15 protein-coding genes are annotated in these 24336 nt (G+C 62.2%); 7 read left to right on the top strand and 8 right to left on the bottom strand.

Going from position 1 to position 24336, the window contains the following annotated elements:
* Nucleotides 1–393: 393 nt before the first annotated feature.
* Together WD012_RS00435 and WD012_RS00430 are read right to left on the bottom strand one after the other, a co-directional pair.
* Nucleotides 394–3069, bottom strand: a complete 2676-nt coding sequence (locus WD012_RS00435) for a bifunctional lysylphosphatidylglycerol flippase/synthetase MprF (RefSeq protein ID WP_339561854.1) — start codon at nucleotides 3067–3069, stop codon at nucleotides 394–396.
* Nucleotides 3070–3193: 124 nt separating this feature from the next.
* Nucleotides 3194–4582, bottom strand: a complete 1389-nt coding sequence (locus tag WD012_RS00430) for an alpha/beta hydrolase-fold protein (RefSeq protein WP_339561853.1) — start codon at nucleotides 4580–4582, stop codon at nucleotides 3194–3196.
* A 248-nt stretch (nucleotides 4583–4830) separates the two neighbouring features.
* On the opposite strand from WD012_RS00430, the gene WD012_RS00425 reads away from it, so the two are divergent.
* Complete coding sequence (locus WD012_RS00425) at nucleotides 4831–7074, top strand: LTA synthase family protein (protein WP_339561852.1); 2244 nt, start codon at nucleotides 4831–4833, stop codon at nucleotides 7072–7074.
* A gap of 102 nt (nucleotides 7075–7176) precedes the next feature.
* Here WD012_RS00425 and purD read toward each other — a convergent pair whose 3' ends face one another.
* From purD to purF, 3 genes are all read right to left on the bottom strand, one after another.
* Nucleotides 7177–8451, bottom strand: a complete 1275-nt coding sequence (purD, locus tag WD012_RS00420) for a phosphoribosylamine--glycine ligase (protein ID WP_339561851.1) — start codon at nucleotides 8449–8451, stop codon at nucleotides 7177–7179.
* Nucleotides 8452–8481: 30 nt separating this feature from the next.
* On the bottom strand, nucleotides 8482–9516 hold the full coding sequence (gene purM / locus WD012_RS00415; protein WP_339561850.1) for a phosphoribosylformylglycinamidine cyclo-ligase: 1035 nt from the start codon (nucleotides 9514–9516) through the stop codon (nucleotides 8482–8484).
* Nucleotides 9517–9699: 183 nt separating this feature from the next.
* Nucleotides 9700–11229 (bottom strand): amidophosphoribosyltransferase, encoded by a 1530-nt coding sequence (gene purF, locus WD012_RS00410; protein WP_339561849.1) that lies wholly within the window; start codon nucleotides 11227–11229, stop codon nucleotides 9700–9702.
* Nucleotides 11230–12227: 998 nt separating this feature from the next.
* On the opposite strand from purF, the gene galE reads away from it, so the two are divergent.
* Nucleotides 12228–13229: a UDP-glucose 4-epimerase GalE gene (gene galE / locus WD012_RS00405; protein WP_026502218.1), complete on the top strand. Its 1002-nt coding sequence runs from the start codon at nucleotides 12228–12230 to the stop codon at nucleotides 13227–13229.
* A gap of 181 nt (nucleotides 13230–13410) precedes the next feature.
* On the opposite strand, the gene WD012_RS00400 is transcribed toward galE, so the two are convergent.
* Nucleotides 13411–13908: a hypothetical protein gene (locus WD012_RS00400; RefSeq protein ID WP_339561848.1), complete on the bottom strand. Its 498-nt coding sequence runs from the start codon at nucleotides 13906–13908 to the stop codon at nucleotides 13411–13413.
* A 203-nt stretch (nucleotides 13909–14111) separates the two neighbouring features.
* Between WD012_RS00400 and WD012_RS00395 the strand changes: the two genes are divergently transcribed.
* Together WD012_RS00395 and WD012_RS00390 are read left to right on the top strand one after the other, a co-directional pair.
* Complete coding sequence (locus WD012_RS00395) at nucleotides 14112–14600, top strand: hypothetical protein (protein WP_339561847.1); 489 nt, start codon at nucleotides 14112–14114, stop codon at nucleotides 14598–14600.
* Between the two features lie 259 nt (nucleotides 14601–14859).
* Nucleotides 14860–15879 carry a hypothetical protein gene (locus WD012_RS00390; protein ID WP_339561846.1) on the top strand — a complete coding sequence of 340 codons (1020 nt, stop codon included), beginning with the start codon at nucleotides 14860–14862 and terminating at the stop codon, nucleotides 15877–15879.
* A gap of 122 nt (nucleotides 15880–16001) precedes the next feature.
* Here the strand turns inward: WD012_RS00390 and WD012_RS00385 are convergent, their stop codons facing one another.
* Nucleotides 16002–19736, bottom strand: a complete 3735-nt coding sequence (locus tag WD012_RS00385; protein ID WP_339561845.1) for a phosphoribosylformylglycinamidine synthase — start codon at nucleotides 19734–19736, stop codon at nucleotides 16002–16004.
* Between the two features lie 125 nt (nucleotides 19737–19861).
* The gene (gene purC / locus WD012_RS00380; RefSeq protein ID WP_015450712.1) at nucleotides 19862–20614 is read right to left on the bottom strand and encodes a phosphoribosylaminoimidazolesuccinocarboxamide synthase; all 753 of its coding nucleotides are present in this window, start codon (nucleotides 20612–20614) and stop codon (nucleotides 19862–19864) included.
* Nucleotides 20615–20844: 230 nt separating this feature from the next.
* Between purC and purT the strand changes: the two genes are divergently transcribed.
* The 3 genes from purT (at nucleotide 20845) to WD012_RS00365 (ending at nucleotide 24315) form a co-directional block, all read left to right on the top strand.
* The gene (gene purT / locus WD012_RS00375; RefSeq protein ID WP_339562084.1) at nucleotides 20845–22176 is read left to right on the top strand and encodes a formate-dependent phosphoribosylglycinamide formyltransferase; all 1332 of its coding nucleotides are present in this window, start codon (nucleotides 20845–20847) and stop codon (nucleotides 22174–22176) included.
* Nucleotides 22177–22224: 48 nt separating this feature from the next.
* Nucleotides 22225–23424 (top strand): glycosyltransferase, encoded by a 1200-nt coding sequence (locus WD012_RS00370; RefSeq protein ID WP_422614321.1) that lies wholly within the window; start codon nucleotides 22225–22227, stop codon nucleotides 23422–23424.
* Nucleotides 23425–23712: 288 nt separating this feature from the next.
* A complete protein-coding gene (locus tag WD012_RS00365) occupies nucleotides 23713–24315 on the top strand; it encodes a prepilin-type N-terminal cleavage/methylation domain-containing protein (protein WP_339561844.1) in 603 nt (200 codons plus the stop codon).
* Nucleotides 24316–24336: the final 21 nt, after the last annotated feature.

Genomic DNA, 24336 nt, shown 5'->3' with positions numbered 1-24336 from the left:
GACGACCGCAGCAACATCGCCGGGTCGATTCTCGCCGCCCTCCACGCGGGAATGATCCCGGCGATTGCTGGGAAGTGGCCATGACCTCACATTCTTGATGTAGTTGTGCTATCGCCTATCGGGCCGTGGTGTGATTGGACAGTCGCACTGCGGCCCGATAGTTGTTGCGCCGATGGGGGAACGGTCGGTATCTCGCCGTGGTGTGACTCGTCGGTCTCACAGCGGCGAGATAGCGGAACCCAGGGCTACCTGACCCTGGATATCTGCGTCGATATGTGATTGGCCAGTCACATATCGACGCAGATAGCGTCGTCCGGGACGGTCAAGTCTCGCGTATCTCCACGGAGTGCGATCGACCAATCACACAACAGCCAGATACCGCCGCCCCGCATATCACCGGTGCTCCTGCTCCTTGGCTTTCGGGGCGGGCCGCAGCGACTTGAGCATGTCCGGGATCTGCGAGGCCTTGAGCCCCGGCAGATACGCGGATAGCACGGCAAGCCCGATGCGCGGCAGCGCGGCCGCATCCGGATAGCAGATATAGATCGGCGAAGGCGTCGGCTGGAACTTGCGCTTGAAGAAGTACAGGGACTTGAACCCGTACGCGGGTTCGAGCGTATCGGCCACGATCTGCAACGCGTGCTCGATGACCGCGACATCCTCCGGGTCGGCGGTATTGTCGCCGATACCGGCGAGCGGCGCGGCGGACAGGCTCATGAACTGCGGGGCGCTGTCAGGCTCCTCGACGCACTGCTCATGCAGGCGTTCGGCCATGCGGGCGATGAGGAATTCCATGATCCCGTTCGGGCTGTCCGTGCGATGCCGCATGAAATCAAGCGTCCAGCCAATCACTTTGCCGTCGCGGTAGGTAGGCAGCCAGCTGGTCGCGCCCTGCACCACGCCGTCGGCGTCAATCGCATACAGCAGCATGACACGCGGGTCGCGCAACTCCTCGATGCCGCCCAGCGTGAACTTCATCTCAGGCAACGACTTGAGTTCCGCCCACTGTTCGGAAATCTCGATGATCTGCTCGCGCACCTCCCACGGCGCCTCGTTGAATGTGGTCAGCACATCGGTCAGGCCGCTGCGACGCGCCTTGTTGATCGCCGTGCGGATATCCTGCCACTTCTTGCCGCGAGTCTGCCAGGTGCTGGGGATGACCAGCATCTCCGTACCCACTTGGATGGACGAGCAACCCAATGATTCCAAGGTCTCACGGGAGTTGTCGTGCACCGCGTAGAAGGCCGGCGACCACGAGTTGCGCTCGCAAAAGCGCATGAACTCGCGCAGCGACGTGTCGAATTCACCGGGGTCGCCGAACGGGCCGGTCACGGTCAGGGCCACGCCATGGCTCACCCGGTAGGCGATCGCCGACCGGCCGCTCGGGGAGAACCAGTAGTGGTTGTCTTCCCATGTGGTCATGAAGCTCATTGATTCGCCGCCACGTTCCACCAGCGTGCTGGCGCGCTCGCGGTCCGCGGCGTTCAGCGACACGGCGTCACGGAACCACAGCAGGAACACCACGAGCACCACAATCCAGAACACCAGTCCGGGCAGCTGATTGATAACCATCGATGCCACTGTGGTCGAATGCATGTGCAGCCGGCTTGACCCGATCAGTCCCATCGGCAGGTAGCGGTGCGGCAGGTCGCGCAGCAGCATGCCGAAGGTGGCCGGCGGGGTGTATGCGTCACGGTTGAGCACGCCGAACGCGAGGAATCCGCCCGCAGTGGCCAGCAGCGTCACACCGATGGCACCCACGCCCCGGCGGATGCGCGAACGGCCGGTCAGCACTGGGAAATGGCCCATATTCGCGGCGATCGCCACGACCAGAACCACAGACGGCAATGCGGTGGCGACCAGCAGCTGCAGCAGGGCGGCCCACAGTTCGGCGTCGATCGGCATGGTGATGCTGTCAAGCAACGGGAATACCACGCAGTAGATCAGCGAGAGGAGAATGGTCAGCCCGTTGATCGCGATGCTGATGCGCGCGGCGAGCCTACGCCCGTGGTACAGGCCCCAGGCGAGAATCGCCAGGGCGGCCACCAGCAGGATGGTCCGGGTCCACACGCCGGTCATCGCGAAATGGTAATGCTTCGCCATCGCCACGCAGCTGTTCGCCCGCAGATTGTCGGCGCACACGTCGGCCAGGTCCTCGTCGCCGACAAGGCCGGACAGGAAGAATCCGAAGGTGGACAGCGGGCCGTCGTGGGAGCTGGAAACCAAGGCGAGGATCGGGCCGAACGCGAAGATCAGCTGGATTGCGGCGATCAGGCGACGCACCTCGTAATCCGTGCCATGCCACCACTGTTCGTGCTCCTGCGTGTGGCCGTTTCGACGGGCCATGAGCGCGCCCGCGGCCTGCCCGACCAGTGCGGCGGCGAGCGTGCAGTAGTCGCCCGGATTGCCGCTGAACAGCAGTCCGGCCAACACGAACGCGTAACCGATCAGGCGGATGCGGCGTCTCCACAGCAGTGATTCGAACGCGCTGGCCGCCATGAGCGCCCCGATGGACAGGGTGAGAGGGGACAGCGAGAACGGTAGGCGTTGCACGGCATGCCATGATTCGGCGTCCCACAGATTCGTGGCGATAGCGCACAATCCGAGGCCCAGTGCCGAACCGGCGACCGCGCCCAGCAGCGAAGCGGCCAGCGTACGGGCGACGCCGAGCACCGCCTGCGCCGCCGCGAAGATCACGAGGACCGCAAGCGCATACAGCACCAGCGCGAACGGCCCGCGCACGAGCACCATGGACCACAGTAGTTTGAGGAAGTGAGTGAACGTGCCTCCTTGCCCGGGCTGTGCCGTGTGGCGGAACATGCGCAGCATGGTCATGTCTTGGGGGCGCCAGACGGCATGGTGGGCGAGTTTCCATATCCATACCGCGAGGTTGAGCACGACCAGTACGGCCGCTGCCGCCGGTCCGGTCCAATGCCTGGCCCACCAGTCGCGCATATCGATGTTGAGGGCTTTCCACCCCGTCGGCTGCGGTACCGGCTTGGCGTGCGGTGTCCGCTGTGCCGCTTGCTGTGGTGTCTGTTGTGGTGTCTGCTGTTGTGTTTGATTCATGGTTGTCGCTCGTGTGCGCTTGTTACTTGGTATCTGGTTCTGTGGTTTCGATGTGATTGCTGGCGATGACGGACTGTGGCGATTGCCGGGTTCCGCGCAGGTTTCCTGGTGCGCGCCGGTGCACTCAGCCGCTTACCTTGAGCATCACGAGATTCGGATAGGTGCTCAGTTTGCGATGGTCCGCGCCGATGCCGCTTTGCGCGCAGAACCGGTCGATGACCGCGGCGAGCCCCGTGTTCACCGTATGCCAGTCGTGGCCCGACCCTTTCGCCGTCGCCAGATGGACGGTCATGCCCGCCTGTTTGGCGGCTTTGGCGATGATCGCCGCGTTGCGTTGCGATTTCGTGTCCCACTCGCCGGCAATGCTGAACAGGGTTTGTGCTGATGGGGCGTGACGCTTGATGATCGTGGCGGGCACATGCTGTTGGTAGAGCTTCGCGTTCCCGCCGAAATACCGGTTGACTGTGGTCTCACGGTTATGGTCGGTTGGCTCGAGCTCGCCGGCCGCCGCAAAGATATGCCCGTAGATGGTCGGGTGTGCCGGGCCGAGCTGGGTGCTGCACGTGCCGCCTTGCGAGAACCCGCCGATCAGCCAGTCATTCGGGGATGTCGAAACCGGCAAGGTCTTGCGGATCCACTTGGTGACGTCCACGGTCAGGTAGGTTTCGGCCTTGCCATAGACCGGCGTGTCCGAGCACAGGGAGTTCTGCGTCGCGGCGCCGTTCTGATCGGGGGAGACGACAATCGGCGCGAGACCGTGATGCTTCGCGGCATAAGCGTTGAGTGTCGTCGCGATACCGCTCGCGTTGAAGAAGCGGTCAGGGCTTCCCGGTTGCCCGGCGAGCATCACCATCACCGGCAGTGCCGGGGGCCTGCTGCTCAACGCGGCGGGCGGCAGGTAGACGTCCGCGTTGCGCGCCTTGAAATGCGAGGCGGTCGCGGGAATATCCACGGTCCGGATCTCGCCGGTCTCAGGCATCGACGGCAGCTGCTTGCGGTCAGCCAGCCGTTGCCACTGCTCGATGGTCATGGTGGCTTTGCCGCTGATCTGTGCCTGGGACATGTCCGGGAAGGCGGCCATGCCGAACAGCGAGCCGATGGTCGTATACTCCCCGTACACCATGTCGACGCGCAGCGCGCCGCTCAATAGCGACAATACCGCCATGATGCAGGCGATAGCGCGTCTCGCCCCGCGCGAGTGCACGGCTGCCGCGACAGCGAAGGCGATGAGCCCGATGGCGACGGCAATGGCGAGCATCACCATCCACCCCAGACTCACGCCGAATACGAGGAACACGTCGGACAACAGCCAGATGACCAGCCCGCCGGCACCGAATCCGACCAGTCCGGCAAGCAGTTCGCGCAACAATGCCGGGACACGTCGCCGAGGCTGCCCACGGTGGGTGACAGACGGTGGCAGCATCACCATCAGCAATGCGCTCAATGCCGTCAGCGTGAACAGGGTAGGGGGAAACCAGCCGTTGAGCAGATGGATATTGGTCAGGAATCTCACCGCAACCGCTTCCTTTCGGGTGGATTTGGCTGGAACACCGCCACGATAATCACGTGAAATCTGAAGTTCAATCATTCGTGAGGATGACCGTCGCGGCTGCTCGCCGGAATCTGGGTGAACGCTGGAAGTGAACGCGTTTTGTCGCTTACGGCGTGGACAATATCGTAGGTTGGTCCAACGGGACCGTCGTCGTGACATCGGACGGCGCCCCTGCATGCCAGTGCACGGGCGAGATAAGGAAAGACCACATGACACACACCAGTGACGACCAAGACTTCAACAAGGACACCGCGTCAGGGCAAACAGAACAGGGCAAACACACAGAACGCACAGAACAGGCAGAACAGACAGAACAGACAGAACAGACAGAACAGACAAGCAGCGTCGCCGGCGCTGCGGGCAACGGTGAGCCGGTCATCGAAGAGCTGAACATCGCGACCACCAGCCATGACGACCTGCTCAACGGCGGCCCGCGAGACAAGAACGGCAAGCCGCGCAAGCCATTCGCCAACTGGCTGTACGCCGTGGTGTTCATCGTGGTCGACATGGCCGCGGTGCTCATCATGCAGACGGGCGTCACAGAAGGCAGCACGCGCGTCGAATTGTCCAGCCCGCTGCTGGGCGCGTGGAGCATCGTCGGCAAGATGTTCACCCAACTGAATTTCGTGTTCATCCTCAACCTCATCCTGGTGGGCCTGTTCTATCTCATCGTGCTTATGCTCACCAACCGGCTGTGGGTGGCGTCGCCGATCGTGCTCGCCCTCGCCACGGTGATTGCCGTGGCCGACCATTTCAAGGTCGAATCACGCTATGAGGCGATCCTGCCGTCCGATCTGAACTTCCTGCAATCGAATACCGGCGATATCGTCAGTTTCATCCCCACCGGTTCAACCGGCCTGATCGTCGGCGTGATCATCGGCATCATCGCGTTCATCGCGCTGTTCGTGTTCCTGGGCCATATCGACGGGCGTCACGGCAGCATGGTCCGGGGCGGCGGCTCGGCACGCAAGGCATCCCTCGGTGCGGTCACCCGTATCCTGCTCATCCTGCTGCCTGCCATGTTCCTGGGACTGTACACCGCGCAGGTCGGCACCGTGGGCTCGTGGGCGCGCAACTTCTCCTCATGGCTCGGCGACATCCCGTCCATGTGGGATTCGGTCTATGACGCGCAACGCAACGGCGTGGTGACCTCCTTCCTGCGCCAGATGAACCCCGATGTCATGGAGGAACCCAAGAACTACAGCGAGGCGACCATGAAGAAGGTCGCGGCACGGTACGCGGCGGAGGCGAAGACCATCAACGCGAGCCGTTCGAACAATCTCACCGACAGCACTGTCGTGTACATCCTGTCGGAATCCTTCTCCGACCCCTCGCGCGTCCCCGGCATCAAGCTCAACGAGGACACCATGCCGAATATCCGCTCGATCAAACAGAACACCACGAGCGGGCTCATGCTGTCCAGCGGCTACGGCGGCGGTACCGCGAACCTTGAATACATGGGGCTTACCGGCCTGAGCATGGCGAACTTCAGTTCCTCGCTGACCAGCCCCTATCAGCAGCTTGTGCCCAGCGAGACGTGGACGCCGACCATCAACCAGCTGTGGGGATCGTCGGCGAATTCCATCGCCTTCCACCCGTACGAGCCGTCCATGTATTCGCGTGCGACGAACTACAAGAAATTCGGTTTCTCCCATTTCTACGCGCTCCAAGGCTCTGACATCATCAAATACAAGAGCAAGCTCGGCAAGTCGCCGTATGTGAGCGACGAATCGACCTACAAGAGCGCGTATGAGGCGATTTCCGGCACGGATGACAACCAGTTCGTGCAGATCATCACCATGCAGAACCACATGCCGTACAAGAACTGGTATGCGAACAACCAGTTCAAGGTGAAGTCGACGGACCCGGACAGCAGACTCGGCAAGACGGAGACTGAATCCATCGAAACCTACGCCAAGGGCGTGAACCTGACTGACAAGGCGACCAAGGAGTTCTTGGACAAGCTGGACAAGCTGGATAAGCCGGTCACCGTGGTCTTCTACGGCGATCACCTGCCTGGCATCTACAAGACCGCCAGCAAGGATACCGACAACTCGGTCGTCCTGCATGAGACCGACTATTTCATCTGGTCGAACAAGGCCTCGGGCACGCAAGGAACCAAGGTGAGCAACAGCGAGTATTCCTCGCCGAACTTCTTCATCGCGCAGACCGCGGAACACATGGATGCGAAGGTGTCGCCGTATATCGCGTTCCTGACGCTCATGCATGAGAAGATCGCTGCGATGGAACCGCCGGTGGCCAACAAGATCCAAGGCTGGGACCGCATCCCCGAAGGTCAGGACATCTACCTGGATTCGAACGGCAACCCGATGGCCGAATCCGATTTCGACAGCGAGACCAAGCAACTCATGGAGGACTACAAGCTGATCCAGTACGACATCACCGCCGGCAAGGGATATCTCAAGTCCCTCGGCTTCATGACCCTCGGATGATCAGCAGGTAATCCGTAGGCTACGATGAAGGCCCTCGCACCGGAACATTCCGGTGCGAGGGCCTTCGCCATGGTCCGCGTGACAGGTTGCGCGTTCAGCTGTTCACGCGTTCAGGGCCTTGGCGCCGATATCGTGGCGGTAGAACATGCCGGTTGTGTCGAGCTTGTCGAGCACGCCGTAGATTTTGTCCTGCGCGGAGCGGATATCGTCTGCGGTGGTCTCCAGCAGCAGCACGCGCCCGGAATTGGCGACCAGCTTGCCGTCTGCGTCCGTGGTGACGCCCGCGTAATACACGTGGCTGGATTCGTCGACCGGAATCTCCGGAATCGCGGCGCCCTTGACCACGTTGGTCGGGTAGCCGTTCGAGGCGAGCACCACGCCGAGCGTCGTCTTGTTGTCATCCTCCCAAGTGAAGGTCGGGGTCTCGTTGTTGAGGATCGCGTTGATGCCTTCACCGAAATCGGAGGTCAGGCGGGGGAGTACGACTTCCGTCTCCGGGTCGCCGAAGCGGGCGTTGAACTCGATGACTTTCGGGCCGTCCGCGGTGGCAATCAGGCCGGCGTACAGAATACCGGTGAACGGTGTACCCTCATCGGCCATCGCCTGCACGGTCGGGCGCACAATTGTCTCGATCGCCGTGTCGACCACGTCCTGGCCGATCTGCGGCACCGGGCTGTACGCGCCCATGCCGCCCGTGTTCGGCCCTTTGTCGCCGTCGAAGGCGCGCTTGTGGTCCTGCGAAATCGGCATCGGCCAGAACTCGGTGCCGTTCACGAAGCTCATCAGCGAGAATTCCTGGCCTTCGAGGTAATCCTCGATAACGACCTTTGCGCCGGCGGCACCGAAGCGGTGATCGACGAAAATATCCTCGAGCGCCTTGAGAGCGGTGTCTAGATCCATGGCGACCGTCACGCCCTTGCCGGCGGCGAGCCCGTCGGCCTTGACCACGATCGGGGCACCGTGGTCGCGCACATACGCCTCAGCGGTGGCGAGCTCGTCGAAGGTGCGGTATTTCGCGGTCGGGATGCCGTGACGCTCCATGAGTTGCTTGGCGAAATCCTTGGATCCTTCGATTTGGGCGGCCGCCTTGTTCGGGCCGAACGCCTTGATACCGTTCGCCTCGAAATCGTCGACGATGCCTTGGATCAGCGGCACTTCAGGGCCGACGAACACCCAATCGACCTGATTGTCCTTGACGAAGTCGATGAGGGCGGCGTGATTGGACGGGTCGAGCTGCGTGGTGTTGATGCCGTCGAGCCGCATGCCCGGATTGCCCGGGGCGACCGTCACTTCGCTGACGCTGTTACCCTTGAGCAGGGCATGCGCGATGGCGTGTTCACGTGCGCCCGAACCGATGACCAGAACCTTCATTCCCATGGTTACGCATTCCTTTCGTTCTGATGCTTTTCAGTGAAGTTCGACATCTCTGCCGGTCTTGGCGACGATGGAGCCGATTTCGTACGCCGTCTCGCCGTTGGCCTTGAGCAGGTCGAGCGTGGCTTGCGCCTTCGAGGCGTCCACGGCGAGCACCATGCCAATGCCCATGTTGAAGATGTTGAACATCTCCATGTGGTCCACTTCGCCAGCGCGCTCGATGACGCCGAAGATCGGAGGGACGGGGAAGGAGTCCAGATTGATGCTTGCCGCGAGGCCGTCCGGGATCATGCGTGGGATATTCTCGATGAACCCGCCGCCGGTGATGTGGGCGACGCCCTTGATGAGATGCTCGGCAAACAGCGGCTTGAGCGCCTTGACGTAGATCTTGGTCGGGGTGAGCAGCACTTCGCCCACGGTTTTGCCGCCCAGCTCGTCAAGCGTGGTGTCCACCGTGTAGCCGGCCTGCTCGAACAGGGCCTTACGCACGAGCGAGAAACCGTTGGAGTGCACGCCGGTGGACGGCAGACCGATCAGCGTGTCACCTTCGGTGATGGTCGAGCCGTCGACGATATCGGACTTTTCAGCGACGCCGACGGCGAAACCGGCGAGATCATATTCGTCCGGGTCATACATGCCGGGCATTTCGGCGGTTTCGCCGCCGATGAGGGCGCATTCGGACTGCACGCAGCCGTCGGCCACGCCGGAGACGACCTGCTCGAGCAGCGCCGGGTCGTTCTTGCCGCACGCGATGTAGTCGAGGAAGAACAGCGGTTCGGCGCCTTGGGCTGCGATGTCGTTGACGCACATGGCCACGCAGTCGATGCCGATCTTATCGTGCTTGTTCGCCATCTTGGCGACCATGAGCTTGGTGCCCACGCCGTCGGTGCCGGAAATCAGCACCGGTTCGCGGTAACCGAGGGAGGCGAGATCAAACAGGCCGCCGAAGCCGCCGATGCCGCCGACCACACCGGGACGGTTCGTGCGGGCCACGTGCGATTTGATGCGCTTGACTACCTCGTAGCCGGCTTCGACACTGACTCCTGCCTTCTCATACGCTTCTGGCATGACTTACCTTTCTTGGATTTGCTTGTATTCGTATCGATTGTTGTGTGAGGTATTGGCTTTATGAGCTTTATGGGCTTTGTCGGGTTGGGGCTGCACGCCGCGTGTGGGCGGGTGGTGCAGTCGGCGCGGGTGCGCGGGCATGAGTATGCCGCTGCATCTGCGAAAGATTGCAGCGGCATCATGTCAGGCTTTCGCCACTTGCGATTGGAGCGTGTCGATATCCGCGCTGAACTCGTTGCCCTGATAATGGCTCTTGTCGTGCGCGAACTTGGCGATTCTCACGCGGTCCTCGGGGGTCAGCGACTTGAGGAACGGCTCCTCGTAATCGTCGAGCGCGGTCGGATAGTCGCCGTTGAAGTAGGCGACACACAACCCGCCATACGGGGCGTCCGCATGCAGGCCGATGGCCTCGACCAGACCATCCAACGACAGGAATGCCAACGAATCGGCGCCGATATACTCGCGGATTTCCTCGACGGATTTCTTCGCGGCGATCAGTTCCTTGGTCGTCTGGATGTCGATGCCGTAGAAGCACGGGTATTTCAGCGGCGGCGAGGAGATACGCATATGCACTTCGCGGGCGCCGGCTTCGCGCAGCAGCTGCACGATGCGACGTGACGTGGTGCCGCGGACGATGGAATCGTCAATCACTGCGACGCTCTTGCCCTTGACGACACCGCGTACGGCGGACAGCTTCATGCGAACGCCCTGTTCGCGCAGTTCCTGCGTAGGCTGGATGAAGGTTCGCGCCACGTACTGGTTCTTGATCAGGCCCATCTCGTTGGGCAGGCCACTGGTCTCGGAGAAGCCGGATGCCGCGGACAGCGAGGAGTTCGGCACAGCGATGACCATGTCGGCGGGGGCAGGGGATTCCTTGGCGAGGATTGCGCCCATGCGCTTGCGTGCCGAGTGCACGTTGACGCCGTAGATGTTGGAATCCGGGCGGGCGAAGTAGATGTACTCCATCGAGCAGATGGCCAGCTGGGTGTTGGTCGTGTAGCGGTCCATGTGGTAGCCCTCGTCGTCCACGACGATGATTTCGCCGGGGCCGATGTCGCGCACGAATTCCGCGCCGACGATGTCCAGCGCGCAGGTCTCGGACGCCAGCACGTATGCGCCGTTCTTCATGCGTCCTAGCGACAGCGGGCGGAAACCGTTCGGGTCGAGTGCGCCGATCATCGCATGCTCGGTCATGAGCAGGTAGGCGAAGCCGCCGTGCACCTTGTTGAGCGCTTCCTTGAGTTTGTCCATGAAGGTGGGGGCGTTCGAGCGGCGGATCAGGTGCATGAGCACTTCGGTGTCGGAATTGGAGTGGAAGATCGCTCCTTCGTCTTCCAGCTGACGGCGCAGGCTCACGCAGTTGGTGAGGTTGCCGTTATGGCCGAGCGCGACGTCGCCGTCGTGGAAGCGGAACAGGAACGGTTGGATGTTGTCCACCGACCCGGAGCCGGACGTCGCGTAGCGCACGTGGCCGATGGCCTTGTCTCCCTTGAGACGCTCGATCTCATGTTCATCGGAGAATACCTGGGTGAGCAGGCCGAGCCCGCGATGCCCGATCAGGTGGCCGTTGTCGTTCGAGACGATGCCGGCGCCCTCCTGGCCGCGGTGCTGCAGCGCGTGCAGACCGAAATAGGTGAGGCGAGCGGCGTCAGGGTGTCCCCAGACACCGAAAATACCGCACTCTTCGTGAATGTCTTCGAGTTCAGCTGACAAGCCAAAGCTCCTTCCAAAACCGTGGAAACAGGGGATCCGCTAGTAACCAACATATCAACCGCCGGCTACATCGCGGCGGCCGGGTTGTCGATCATCTTGAGGTGGGTTCGGGGCAGGTTCGAGGACGGAACGGTGACTGGGATCTGATGCGGGAGCCTGCTGCGCTGGGACTTTCCAGTCGCACGGCGGCCGGATTGGACCAGTGCCGGTGAGAGGCGGATGGGTATCTGTCTGCAGTGTGCCTTGCCGGTCGCATGTCGGCGGGATAGCGCCGGTATCGGCTGGGACCGGGGTGGTTCCGGCAGGCATCTACCTGCGGTGTGATTGGTGAGGTACATGATGGTGGAGTTAGACAAGTCCAGACGTGGTAGTCAGGCGGTATCCGCCTGCCGTGTGATTGGCTGGTCGCATGGCGGCGGAATTGGGTCGGGGGTGGTCAAGGTATGGCTGGTATTTGTCTGTTGTGTGACTGGTCGGTCGCACCACCGCCGGGATAGGGTTGGTGCGCTATGAGTACAGGATGTTATCTGCTCGCGGTGTGATTGGCTGGTTGCACAGCTGCGGGATAGGGTCGGAGCCGGTCCAGTTCTGGCTGGTATCTGGCTGCCGTGTGATTAGCTGGTCACACCGCGGCCGGGATGGGACTGGCGTGCTGTACGTACGGGTGCTATTCGCCAGCCGTGTGCCCGGTCAGTCGCGCAGCTGCCGAGATGTGTTCATGGCATCTCCGGCAGTGCCGCCTATCAGCTCGCTGTGTGCCTGGCGTATCGCACGACTGCAACCCGGCCGCGCTCGCCGCACCGACCGGCATCGTCCCCCATCTGCAGATGGTGCGCCCAGCATGTCACACCCCGCCCGATGCGGACATTGCCGGCGTGCAATACGGCGTTAATCGCAACATCTGCCGTGTGCGCCGCCCCGGAGTAGGGCTTGCGGCGTACACTGGGCATTGGTTTCCCGCATATGCGGGTTGCGAAAATGATGTACAAGGAGCAACTATGGCAGTATTGGTCCTCGGCGGAGCCGGCTATATCGGCTCGCATATGGTCGACCGTCTGGTCAACACCACGGATGAGAAGGTCGTGGTCGTCGACAGTCTGGTCACCGGCCATCGTGCCGCCGTCAACCCGGCCGCGAAGTTCTACCAGGGCGACATCGCCGACCAGGATTTCATGCGTACCGTGTTCAAGGAGAATCCGGATGTCGACGCGGTCATCCATTTCGCCGCGTACTCGCTCGTCGCGGAATCCATGAAGAAGCCGCTCAAATACTTCGACAACAACACCGCCGGCATGGTCAAGCTGCTTGAGGTGATGAACGAGGTGGGCGTCAAGAACATCGTCTTCTCCTCGACCGCGGCGACCTACGGCATCCCCGAGAAGATGCCGATTCGCGAGACCGACCCGCAGAAGCCGATCAACCCGTACGGCGAGAGCAAGCTCATGATGGAGAAGATCATGCACTGGTCCGACCTCGCCTACGGCATCAAGTTCGTGGCGCTGCGCTACTTCAACGTCGCCGGCGCCAAGCCGGATGGTTCGATCGGCGAGGACCACAATCCCGAGACGCACCTGCTGCCGATCGTGCTGCAGGTGGCGCAGGGCAAGCGTGACGTGCTCAAGATCTTCGGCAACGATTACAACACGCCCGACGGCACCAACGTGCGCGATTACGTGCACCCGTACGACCTCGCCGACGCGCATATCCTCGCGGTCAAGTACCTGCGCGAGGGCAACGAGTCCTCGGCGTTCAACCTCGGTTCGTCCACCGGTTTCTCGAACCTGCAGATCCTTGAGGCCGCCCGTCGGGTGACCGGCAAGGAGATCCCCGCCGAGATGGCGCCGCGCCGCCCCGGTGACCCGGATACGCTCATCGCCGCCTCCGACAAGGCTCGCAGCGTGCTCGGTTGGAAGCCGCAGTTCGACAATATCGACAAGATCATCGCCTCCGCATGGGCTTGGCATTCGAGCCATCCGGAAGGCTACGGCGACCGCAAGTAACGCGAGGACCGGTATCGCACGGTCGCTGATACCGTGTGGCCGCGTTGCCATGGTCACCATGTGAGATGACGTGCAAGACGATGAGGGGCGTCACGCTGCATATGCGTGGCGCCCCTCATCGTTGTCGTGGCTGGCAGCTGTCGTGATTGCCGGCATCGCCGGTATCCTCGGCATGTATGGGTCAGCTTTCGTCCAGTATCTGGCTGAACGAGAAACCGGTGGCCGCGATGATGATGACTGTGATGATGGCGACCGCGACGCCGATGATGATCTGCGCGAGCGCCCAGTTGCGGCGGTCCCGGTGTTGCTCGCCGCCCATGCCGGCAGCCCAGCAGATCAGCAGGATGAACCCGACGATGGGGATGGCGGACAGGATCAGCGTCACGATCCACCCGCCAAGATCGGTAGTGCCGCTCGACTGTACGGGTGCCGGCTGGTACTGCGGGTATCCCTGGTATGCCGGCGCGTACGGTTGCGGGGACGGGCCGGGGGTTTGCGTGGTGTATGGGGCCTGGTTCGTGTACTGGCCTTGGCTTGCGTTGGCTGTCTGACCGGGCAGCGGCGGCATATCGGGTGCCGGCTGGCTCGCGTACGCGGGCTGGCCTTGATAGGCCGACTGGTTGTCGTCCGGCTGGTTCGGGTATGGTGGCAGGCCGGGATTCGGCTGGTTGGTGGACATGCGACGCTCCTTGTAATGGGACATGTGCGGGCGGATTTCGTTGCGTCCTCGTGCTCAGGGCGCGGCGACCCGTTGTCGTTGTTCATGATAATCGCCCTGTCGGATGGCTGATACTCAATGCGTTACCATGGAGGGGAAGGCTCGAAGTCGAGCGTCGATGGAATTGTATGCCGCAGGGCTGCAAGAGCTGGATGGAGCATGGTATGGGACCGTGGCAGCAGAATGCGTCCCCGCACGGGCGAGACGGTGACATGGAAGACCCCCGGCAGCGTGAGATTCGTCGTCGCAACGAGCGGCATGCAAGGAGGTTCGCCGTCCAACGCTGGTGCATCGCGTTCCTGTATGTGCTTGACATGGCTGTAGCGGTCACAGCAGTCGTTGCGTTTGCCGAAGGGGCGATAAGCCAGAGCGATCTGGCACGATCGCTGTTGCATGCCATCGGATTCGCGATACTCATCGACTGGGCGCATTTGCGTGATGAGCGCCGTGCGGAACGCGGCAGGAAGGTGCTCCGCTACGCGGTAGCCGCGTCTCGATGCGAGCCCACCGGCCGGTCGGTGACGTGGATCTGCCCATGGTGTCAAGGTGACAATACGGTACCCCTGGTCAAGGAGGACGAACCGTGGCCGCTGATGCAACGCTGCTGTGTATGCTGCAACACCATCGTCGTCCCCGATGCGCGCCGCAGCTGAGTCTCCAATGGCTTCCAATACCCACCGGTCATACTCAAGTCCGGTTCGGCGCAGCCGCTGGATGAACGCCGGCTGTTTCGGCGACGGGATTGCGCGGAGCGCCGGTGCTCGTCGTCCTGCGTTGCTAGCCTAGCGTTGCAGCAGCGCATAGTCGCGCCCGGTCACGTCAAGGAAGAGAACGTGAACCGGTAGGCAATCACAATGCATGGAAGGGGCTGCGATGCGTCCGGAGACGATGGGATGGAATGATGCCGCCGGTATGACGGATTCCCTTGCCGGTATCGATGGCACCGATGAGGCCATGGCTGCGCCCGGTATGGTGTTTGCGCCCCAACTGCCAGCTGATACGGGCGATACGGAAAACGCTGCCGATGATGGTGGCAAGCCGGCGGTCTCACCTGCCGATGCTCGGGCGGATGAGCAGTCCCGCGTCTGTGCGGTATCCGTGGCGGCGCTTCCTGATTCCCGATCCGATGAGGCGCTGCTCGAAGCGTTCGACCCGCATAATATGCTGGCGCAGGATACGTACGTGCCGATTCAGTTCGCTGGTATGCACGTCCGCGCCGCCGCTGAAATTCCGGGGACTTCCGGCGCTCCGCCAGCAGATCGTTCCGATGTCGACGATTTGGCGATGTCCGGTGTCGGTACCGTACCGGGCCACGTGGTATCTGCGCTTTCCGGTGATGATGCCTATACGCGCGCCCGCACTCCGGAACGCCGTGCGATCTCGCCGGCGGTCATCGTGCTGGCGTGCTGTGCGCCGGTGCTGCTGGGGGTTGCCGTTGCGGCACAGTTCGCTGACAATATGCTCGTGCACTATCTGGGATGGCTGGTATTCGTCGATGGCATCGGTATTCCGGCGGCGATGCTGGCGGTAGTGACGTTGGTCAGGCAGCACAAGGATTCGCGGTATCACAGTGCGGCGGCTTCGGCCATGACCCGTGCGATGGTGGTGCTGGCGGTCGCGCTCGTGGCCGTGGGGTTTGCTTCACGTGATGTCCCGCCGCTGCTCGCCCGGCATGAGGTGCAGTTCGTGCCCACCCAGCTGACCAGTGGGCAGCACGGCCTGTTCTCGTCACGCGAGTATGAGGTGAAGGGCTATGATCCGGTCACCGGCGCCGGTGTGGTGTTGCGCATTTCCCAAGGTCAGTTCGCTGCCTGTCATGCCGCGATTCCGCCGTCGAGCGACGCCGGCTCGTGGCATGCCACAGCGCACGATCTGCCGCATTCCGGCGTGGCGCTGGATCTGACCTGCTCGGTCCAGAAGAACGAGGGATAGAAAGCGAAGTGGCGTATGGCGGTATCGCGCAGACGCGCGCGATTATCCAAGAGAAGGCCGATACAGGGAAGGCTCCCGGCTGTGGTAAACAGCCGGGAGCCTTCCCTGTTATGAGTCGCGACTCAGGCGGTGAAGTACTTCACACCGCTGGTGAACAGCGGCTGGAGCTTGTCGCCGGGCACGTTAATGAAGGTGCCGTCCGTGTACCGTTCGGAATGACCCATCTTGCCGAACACGCGGCCGTCCGGGCTGGTGATGCCTTCGATGGCGAGCATCGAACCGTTCGGGTTGACGTCCAGATCCATGCCGGGCACGCTGCCGGCGTCCACATACTGCGTGGCGATTTGGCCGTTGGCCTTGAGCTTGGCGAGCACGTCGTCGGAAGCTACGAACCGGCCCTCACCGTGCGAAATCGCGATGGTGTGCACGTCGCCGACCGCGCTTTGTGCCAGCCACGGGGACAGGTCGGAAGCCACACGCGTACGCACCAGACGGCTCTGGTGGCGTCCGATCGTGTTGAAGGTCAGCGTCGGGCACGCGTCGGTCATCGGCACGATGTCGCCGTACGGCACGAGGCCAAGCTTGATGAGCGCTTGGAAGCCGTTGCAGATGCCAAGCATCAGGCCATCGCGGTTCTTGAGCAGGTCGCGCACGGCGTCGGTGACGGCTGGGGCGCGGAAGAACGCGGTGATGAACTTCGCCGACCCGTCAGGCTCGTCGCCGCCGGAGAAACCGCCAGGAATCATGACAATCTGGCTGCGGCGAATCTCGTCGACCAGCGCCTGCGTGGATTCGGCGACGGCCTGCGGAGTGAGGTTGTTCACGATAAGCGTGCTCACGTCGGCGCCCGCGCGTTCGAACGCGGCGGCGGAATCATACTCGCAGTTGTTGCCCGGGAACACCGGAATCACCACATGCGGCTTGGCGACGGGAGAGCCCGTGTATACGGTCTTCTTCGGGGCGTGGAATTCCTCGGTTTCGGTGACGCTGCCGCGTTCCTCGCCTTTGGAGCGGTACGGGAAGACGCCTTCCATTGCGGATTCCCAGTCTTCCTGCACTTGGTCGAGAACGAGGCGCTCGCCGCCGGCGACGAATTCGTACGCGTCGGTCGTCTCGCCGATTACACCGATTTCGACGCGGTTGGACACCGCCGGCAGCTTCGCGTTGTCATCAAGTTCAACGAGGAACGAGCCATAGGCCGGGGTGAACAGGTCGTCCACGGCGATGGTGTCGGCCAGCTTGACGCCGATGCGATTGCCGAGCGTCATCTTGAACAGCGCTTCGGCACTGGCACCATAGCCCGGGGTGGACACGGCGAGCGCATCATGGAATTCGGTGAGCGATTCGACCACGTCCATTGCCTCAAGCAGGCCGTCCTTGTCGGGGGTGAGCCCGTCGGCCGCATAGCGCGGAGCGATGCGCACAATGCGGTGACCGGCCTTCTTGAACTCGGGAGAGGTCGCGCGATGCATGTTGCCGACGGCCACAGCGAAGGAGATAAGCGTCGGTGGCACGTCGAGATCCTCGAAGCTGCCGCTCATCGAATCCTTGCCGCCGATGGCGCCGACGCCGAGGTCGACCTGCGCCATCAGGGCGCCCAGCACCGCCGCGGCGGGCTTGCCCCAGCGTTCTGGCACGTCACGCAGCTTGCCGAAATACTCTTGGAAGCTCAAGTAGGCGTCTTCGCGGCGGAAGCCGGCGGACACGAGCTTGGCAAGGGACTCGACCACCGACAGGTAGGCGCCGGTGAACTGATTCTTCTCCATGATGTACGGGTTGAAGCCCCATGCCATCGCGGACGCGGTGGTGGTTTCGCCGAACACCGGGAGCTTGGCGACCATGGCCATGCTCGGGGTCAGCTGGCGCTTGCCTCCGAACGGCATGAGCACGGTGGCGGCGCCGATTGTGGAGTCGAAGCGTTCGGACAGGCCTTTGTTGGAGGCCACGTTGATATCGGTGACCAGCGCGTGCATCCGGTCCTTGAGCGAGCCTTCGCGCCACGGGGTGGTGTAGGAGCCCCCCTGCTCGACGTGCACGGTCTGATGCTTCGGCGCGCCGTTGGAGGCGAGGAAGGCGCGGCTCAGGTTCACGATGGTGTCACCCTGCCAGGTCATGCGCATGACCTTCTCTTCGGTGACAGTGGCGATTACGGTGGCTTCGAGGTTTTCCTCGCGCGCATAGCCGAGGAACTCGTCCACGTCATCGGCGGCAACGTCGACGGCCATGCGTTCCTGGGATTCGGAAATCGCCAGTTCGGTGCCGTCCAGGCCTTCGTACTTCTTGGGCACCAGATCAAGGTTGATGGTCAGGCCGTCGGCGATCTCGCCGGTTGCCACGGACACGCCGCCCGCGCCGAAATCGTTGCAGCGCTTGATCAGACGGCAGGCGTCCTTTCGGCGGAACAGACGCTGGAGCTTGCGTTCGACGGGGGCGTTGCCCTTCTGCACTTCTGCACCGTCTTTTTCAAGGCTTTCCTCATCGTGCGCCTTTGATGCGCCGGTTGCGCCGCCGATGCCGTCACGGCCGGTGCGCCCGCCCAACAGGATGATTTTGTCGCCGGGGGTCGGGGTTTCACGGCGGACGTGGTCGGCCGGGGTCGCACCCACGACGGCGCCGACTTCCATGCGCTTGGCCACGTAGCCCGGATGGTAGATTTCGTCGACTTGACCGGTCGCCAGACCGATTTGGTTGCCGTACGAGGAGTATCCGGCGGCCGCGGTGGTGACGATCTTGCGCTGGGGAAGCTTGCCTTTGAGCGTTTCGGAAACCGGGACACGCGGGTCGCCGGCGCCGGTCACGCGCATCGCTTGATACACGTAGGAACGGCCCGACAGCGGGTCGCGGATGCATCCGCCGATGCAGGTGGCCGCGCCGCCGAACGGCTCGATTTCGGTCGGGTGGTTGTGAGTCTCGTTCTTGAACAGGAACAGCCAGTCCTGGTCCTCGCCGTTCACATCGACCTTCACCTTGACAGTGCAGGCGTTGATTTCCTCAGATTCGTCGAGGTTCTTGAGGATGCCGTTCTTCTTGAGCCACTTGGCGCCGATCGTGCCCATATCCATGAGACACACCGGTTTGCCGTCGCGCCCGAGCTCATGGCGCATGGCCATGTACTTGTCGAATGCGGCCTTGACCACGTTGTCGTCGATATCCACCTCGTCAAGCTGCGTGCCGAAGGTGGTGTGGCGGCAGTGGTCGGACCAGTAGGTGTCGATTACCTTGATCTCGGTGATGGTCGGTTCGCGGTGTTCGCCGTGGAAATACTCCTGGCACACCTTCGCATCCGCCAGATCCATCGCGAGACCGCGCTCGTCGATGAACCGCTGGAGGCCTTCGTCATCCAGCTCGTCGAATCCGGCGACCACCTCGACCTTCGCCGGCTTGGCGACCTGCACCTTGAGCGTGCTCTTCGGTTCGAGGGAGGCTTCGCGGGCTTCGACCGGGTTGATTACGTACTGTTTGATCTGCTCGACGGCCTGCTCGTCCAGATTGCCCTCCAACGCGTAGACCTTGGCGCTGCGCACGGTCGGGCGCTCGCCTTGGCTGATCAGCTGGATGCATTCGCTGGCCGAATCGGCGCGCTGATCGAACTGCCCGGGCAGGAACTCGACGGCGAACACCGCGCTGTCGCCAAAATCGGGCATCTCCTCGCTGGCGTTATCCACCTGCGGTTCGCTGAACACGGTTGTGGTGGCCTGATCGAACAGCTCACGGCTGATGCCTTCGACGTCGTACCGGTTGACGATACGCAGACCGGTAAGCCCCTTAATCCCGAGAATCGTCTTCAGCTCGTTTTCCAGTTGCCTGGCCTCGACGTCAAAGCCCGGCTTCTTCTCGACATAAACGCGAAAAACCACGGTATTCCTTCTGTTGTTGGTATGGCGGTTATCTGGGTGATGCAGGTGGTCGCGTGGGTGTGTTCGCCTTGCGCGGCGCATCCGAAAAATGTGGCCCGCATCGGAAAACCGGTGCGGGCCCGGGCTCACTCGGCGTCCTTGACGCCTTCGGAATCGGCGAGCTGCTTGAGGCGGCTGTAAATCTCCTCGTATGCGGGGATGATGTTGCCCAGATCGCGGCGGAACAGATCCTTGTCAAGATGCTCGATCTTGCCGCTATGATCCTTCAAATCCCACAGACGGCAGGTGTCGGGCGTGATCTCGTCGGCCAGCAGAATCGTGCCGTCGGAAGTCTTGCCTTCCTCGATCTTGAAATCGACGAGCTGCACGTCGATCTTGGAGAAGATGTCCTTGAGCGCTTCGTTGACGGCGCGCGCCTGACGGGAGATTTCGGCGAGCTCTTCCTCGGAAGCCAGGCCGAGGGCGACGATACCGTCATCGTTGATGAACGGGTCGCCCAGTTCATCGGACTTCAGGCAGAATTCGAGGATCGGCTTCTTCAGCGGCGTGCCTTCCTTGACGCCATACCGCTTGGCGAAGGAGCCGGCGGCGGTGTTGCGCATGATGATTTCCAGCGGGTACATGGTCATCTTGCGCACCAGCTGTTCGGTGTCGGACAGGCGCTTGATGAAGTGGCTGTCGATGCCGCGAGCCTTGAGCAGTTCGAAAATCACGGAGGTGATGTGGTTGTTCAGGTTGCCCTTGCCGGCGATCTGCGCCTTCTTCGCGCCGTTGCCGGCCGTCGCCTGATTCATGTATTCGACCCACAGAACGTCGGGATCGTCGGTCGCATACATTTTTTTGGCCTTGCCCTCATAGAGCTTTTCCAGTTTCTGCATGACTCGCCTTCCTCGTAAGCACGAGATGGATTGGGGGTATATACGGTGGACAGGATACCAAGCGCCGGCTACATCGGGCGGCACGGCGTGGGGGCGGTATCGCCCGAGAATCGTCCGCGTATCGCTCGGCTGCCTATCCGGTATCGGCGCGGCGGCAAACGGGTTCGATTCGGGGCCGGGCAACGCCGTCGGCAACGGTTCTGACAACCCCCGATGGCAAGATGACGGGTATGAGTGATTACGCCGAAGCCACAGTCAACGCAAGCCAGTCCAGTGCATCACAATCAGCCTCCGTCGCGACGCCAGCCGATCCGCGGCTTGGTACCCCGCTCGACCGATCCGCCGACGCCGCGCGCACCAAGGTTCTGCTGCTTGGCTCCGGTGAGCTTGGCCGCGAAATCGCCATCGAACTCATGCGCCTGGGCGCGTGGGTGTGCGCCGCCGACAGCTACGAAGGCGCCCCGGCACAGCAGGTCGCCCACGAATACCGTGTCCTCGATATGGCCAATCCTGAGCAGTTGGACGCCCTGTTCGCCGAAATCAAGCCGGATATCGTCATCCCTGAAGTTGAGGCAATCGCCACGTCCGAACTGGATGCCGTCGCCGCGAAAGGCGTGCAAGTCGTGCCGAGTGCTGGCATCGCCGCCATCTGCATGGACCGCGAGCGCCTGCGCGTGCTCGCCCACGAGAAGCTTGGGCTGCCGACCACACCCTACCGTTTCGCCGGGTCGCTCGAGGAACTGCGTGCCGGCGCGCAAACCGTAGGTTACCCGTGCGTCGTCAAGCCAATCATGAGCTCTTCCGGTCACGGCCAGTCTGTTGTACGCACCCCGGATGCCATCGACGCCGCCTGGCATGAGGCGCAGGTCGGTCGTCGTGCGGCTGGCGAAGGCGGTATTTCTCGCGTTATCGTCGAAGCGCTCGCACCGCTTGATTATGAGCTGACCGTACTGACCGTCAGCTCGTCCGCGGGTGTCGTCACCTGCACTCCGATCGGGCAGCGTCAGGAAAGCGGCGATTACCGCGAATCCTGGCAGCCGGCGGCTGTCAACCCGGACACCTTGAGAATCGCGAAAGACCTGGCACGCCGCTGTGTCGAAGGGCTGGTCGCCGACGCGCACGAGCACGGCGAGCGCGGCTGGGGCGTGTTCGGTGTCGAACTGTTCGTCCTCACCGACGGTTCGGTGCTGTTCAACGAGGTCTCCCCGCGTCCGCACGACACCGGCATGGTGACCATGATTTCCCAACGGCTGAGCGAATTTGCGCTCCACGCGCGGGCGGTTCTGGGTATTCCGGTCAGCCAGGAGCATGTCGATTTGGCGCTCGGCGACGGGCAGGTTGGTGCGAGCCATGCCATCGTCGTCGAAGGCGACGGCCGAGCGATTTTCTCGAATGTGCCGCAGGCGCTCGCCGAGCCGGATACCAATCTGCGTATCTTCAACAAACCGGAAGTCCACGGGCATCGTCGTATGGCCGTGGCACTGGCCATCGGGGACAGCGCCGATGACGCCCGTGCCAAGGCCGGACGCGTTGCCGACGCGTTGACTGTCACGGTACGGTAATCGGCGTGGCATTCCGGCTTCGTGGGGCTTGAGGCTTACGATACCGGTATGAGCATGAAGAATCAGGGGTTTTCTGTGGCGGCTGGCGGTACCGAGGATGCCGGCCGCCCGCTCGTCATCGCGCTGGTCGTCGACACCGCGGGCAATGAAGGCAACGGCACGTCGAATTCGGCGTTGCAGTATGCCAAGGAGCTGCGCCGGCAAGGTCATACGGTCCGTCTGGTCGGTATTGGTTCGCCCGAGTATCCGATTCGCGTGCGTCACATCCCGTTGGTCTCTTGGATCGCGGCGAAACAGCAGATGCAATTCGCACAGCCTGACCGGGCGATGTTCCGCAAGGCGTTTGAGGGCGCGGATGTTGTCCACGTGTACCTGCCGTTCAAATACGGCCGCATGGCGGTGCGGACCGCACATGAGATGGGCATCCCCGCAACTGCCGGATTCCACTTGCAGCCGGAGAACGTTCTGTATTCGGCGGGGCCGTTGCGATATATCCCCGGCGCTTCGGCGTTCATCTACTGGCTGTTCGACCGCATGCTGTACCGGCATATCCGGCATATCCACACGCCCTCGCATATGATTGCCGCGCAGTTGCGGGCGCATGGCTACCGGCAGCGACTGCATGTGATCTCCAACGGCTATTCGCCAAGATTCACCGCCAAACAGCAGCGTGAACCCGGTTCGCCGTCGCCAAGACCGTTCAGAATCGTCGCTTCGGGGCGTCTAGCCAGTGAGAAGGACCATGTGACGCTGATTCGAGCGGTCGCGTTGAGCCGGCATGCCGAGGATATCGAATTGTCGATTTGCGGCACCGGGCCGTTGCAACATGAACTGCGGCGGATGGCGGCGCAATTGCTGCCCGGACGTTGGTCGATCGGTTTTCACGACAACGCGCAGATGCCCGCATTCCTGCGTTCGTGCGATCTGCTGGTGCACCCTTCGATTGTGGATATCGAATCGTTGAGCGTTCTGGAAGGCATTGCCTCCGGACTTGTGCCTGTCATAGCCAGGTCCACGCAGAGCGCCGCCGGGCAGTTCGCGTTGTGCGACCATTCGCTGTTCGAGGCCCAGGACCCGGCCATGCTCGCCCAGCGCATCGACTGGTGGATCGACCACCCCGACGAATTGAGCCGTTGGGGCGCCATCTATGCCGAGCACACGCGTGAGGAGTATTCCATCGAGTCATGCGTGCGCAAATTCGTCGCCATGGAACGCGAGGCGATCGCCGACTTCGACGGCAGGCGGTGAGTGATGGGTGTCATGTCCGCCGTGGTCCCCGTGACCGGTTGGTGTGTGGGAGTCCCGTATATCCGGAGTGCCTCAACAGCATATCTTCGCGATGAACGCCCATGATCGCCTGAACCTTGAGCGGGGGTGTTTGCTTGGAGCCTGCGGGAACCCGCACACATGTTGAATCGCCGGCACACAATGGATATAATTACGGTGTCCGCAAAGGTGTGGATATGAAGATGGGCATTTCGCCGCGTCAGCATCGTGCCCCATGATGCAGACCTAGGCGTTTGGAGATGATGTCTTATGTGGCGGGAGAGAAAAAGGCAAGATGGCTTTACCCTGATCGAACTCCTTGTCGTGATTATCATCATAGGGATTCTCGCGGCAATCGCGGTTCCGATTTACAACAACCAGGTCAGGATAGCGCGGCTCGCCGCGAATCGCGAGCATGCGAAAAGTGCGGAAACGCTGGGTATTGAGGCCTTTCTCTCGTCGTCGGGCAAGGTAAATCCGACGGCGAAAAACCGTGGCTACAACACATTCACGTATACGTATTTTGTCGAGGCAGGCACCGGTGTGCCGAACTTTTGCGCAAGTTGGAGCAGTGATGGAAGCGGCGGTGGCAGCTGCGGCGCCGGCGGAGATGACGACCGGTGGATACTCGACGGACACTATCAGATATCCACGCTCACGAATGTCGGCTCTTGGACGACAAACACGACCATCAGCGATGACATCAAGCTCGGTGACAAGATAGCGAAAATCTGGACGGTTCATTTCGACCCGAAGACAGGGGAAACCGTCGGATATTACTGTGCTTATCCGGATCCGAGCGAACCGGCGTACCGGAGGGTGTTGCAAGCCGTGCGCGATGGGACCGCGCAGAAGCAATACTCGTACAACTGACACCCACGGGGAACGATGCGG

This window comes from Bifidobacterium thermophilum (assembly GCF_037482445.1).
In the GTDB taxonomy this organism is placed as follows: domain Bacteria; phylum Actinomycetota; class Actinomycetes; order Actinomycetales; family Bifidobacteriaceae; genus Bifidobacterium; species Bifidobacterium thermophilum_B.
This window is presented reverse-complemented; position numbering and strand designations above follow the sequence as displayed.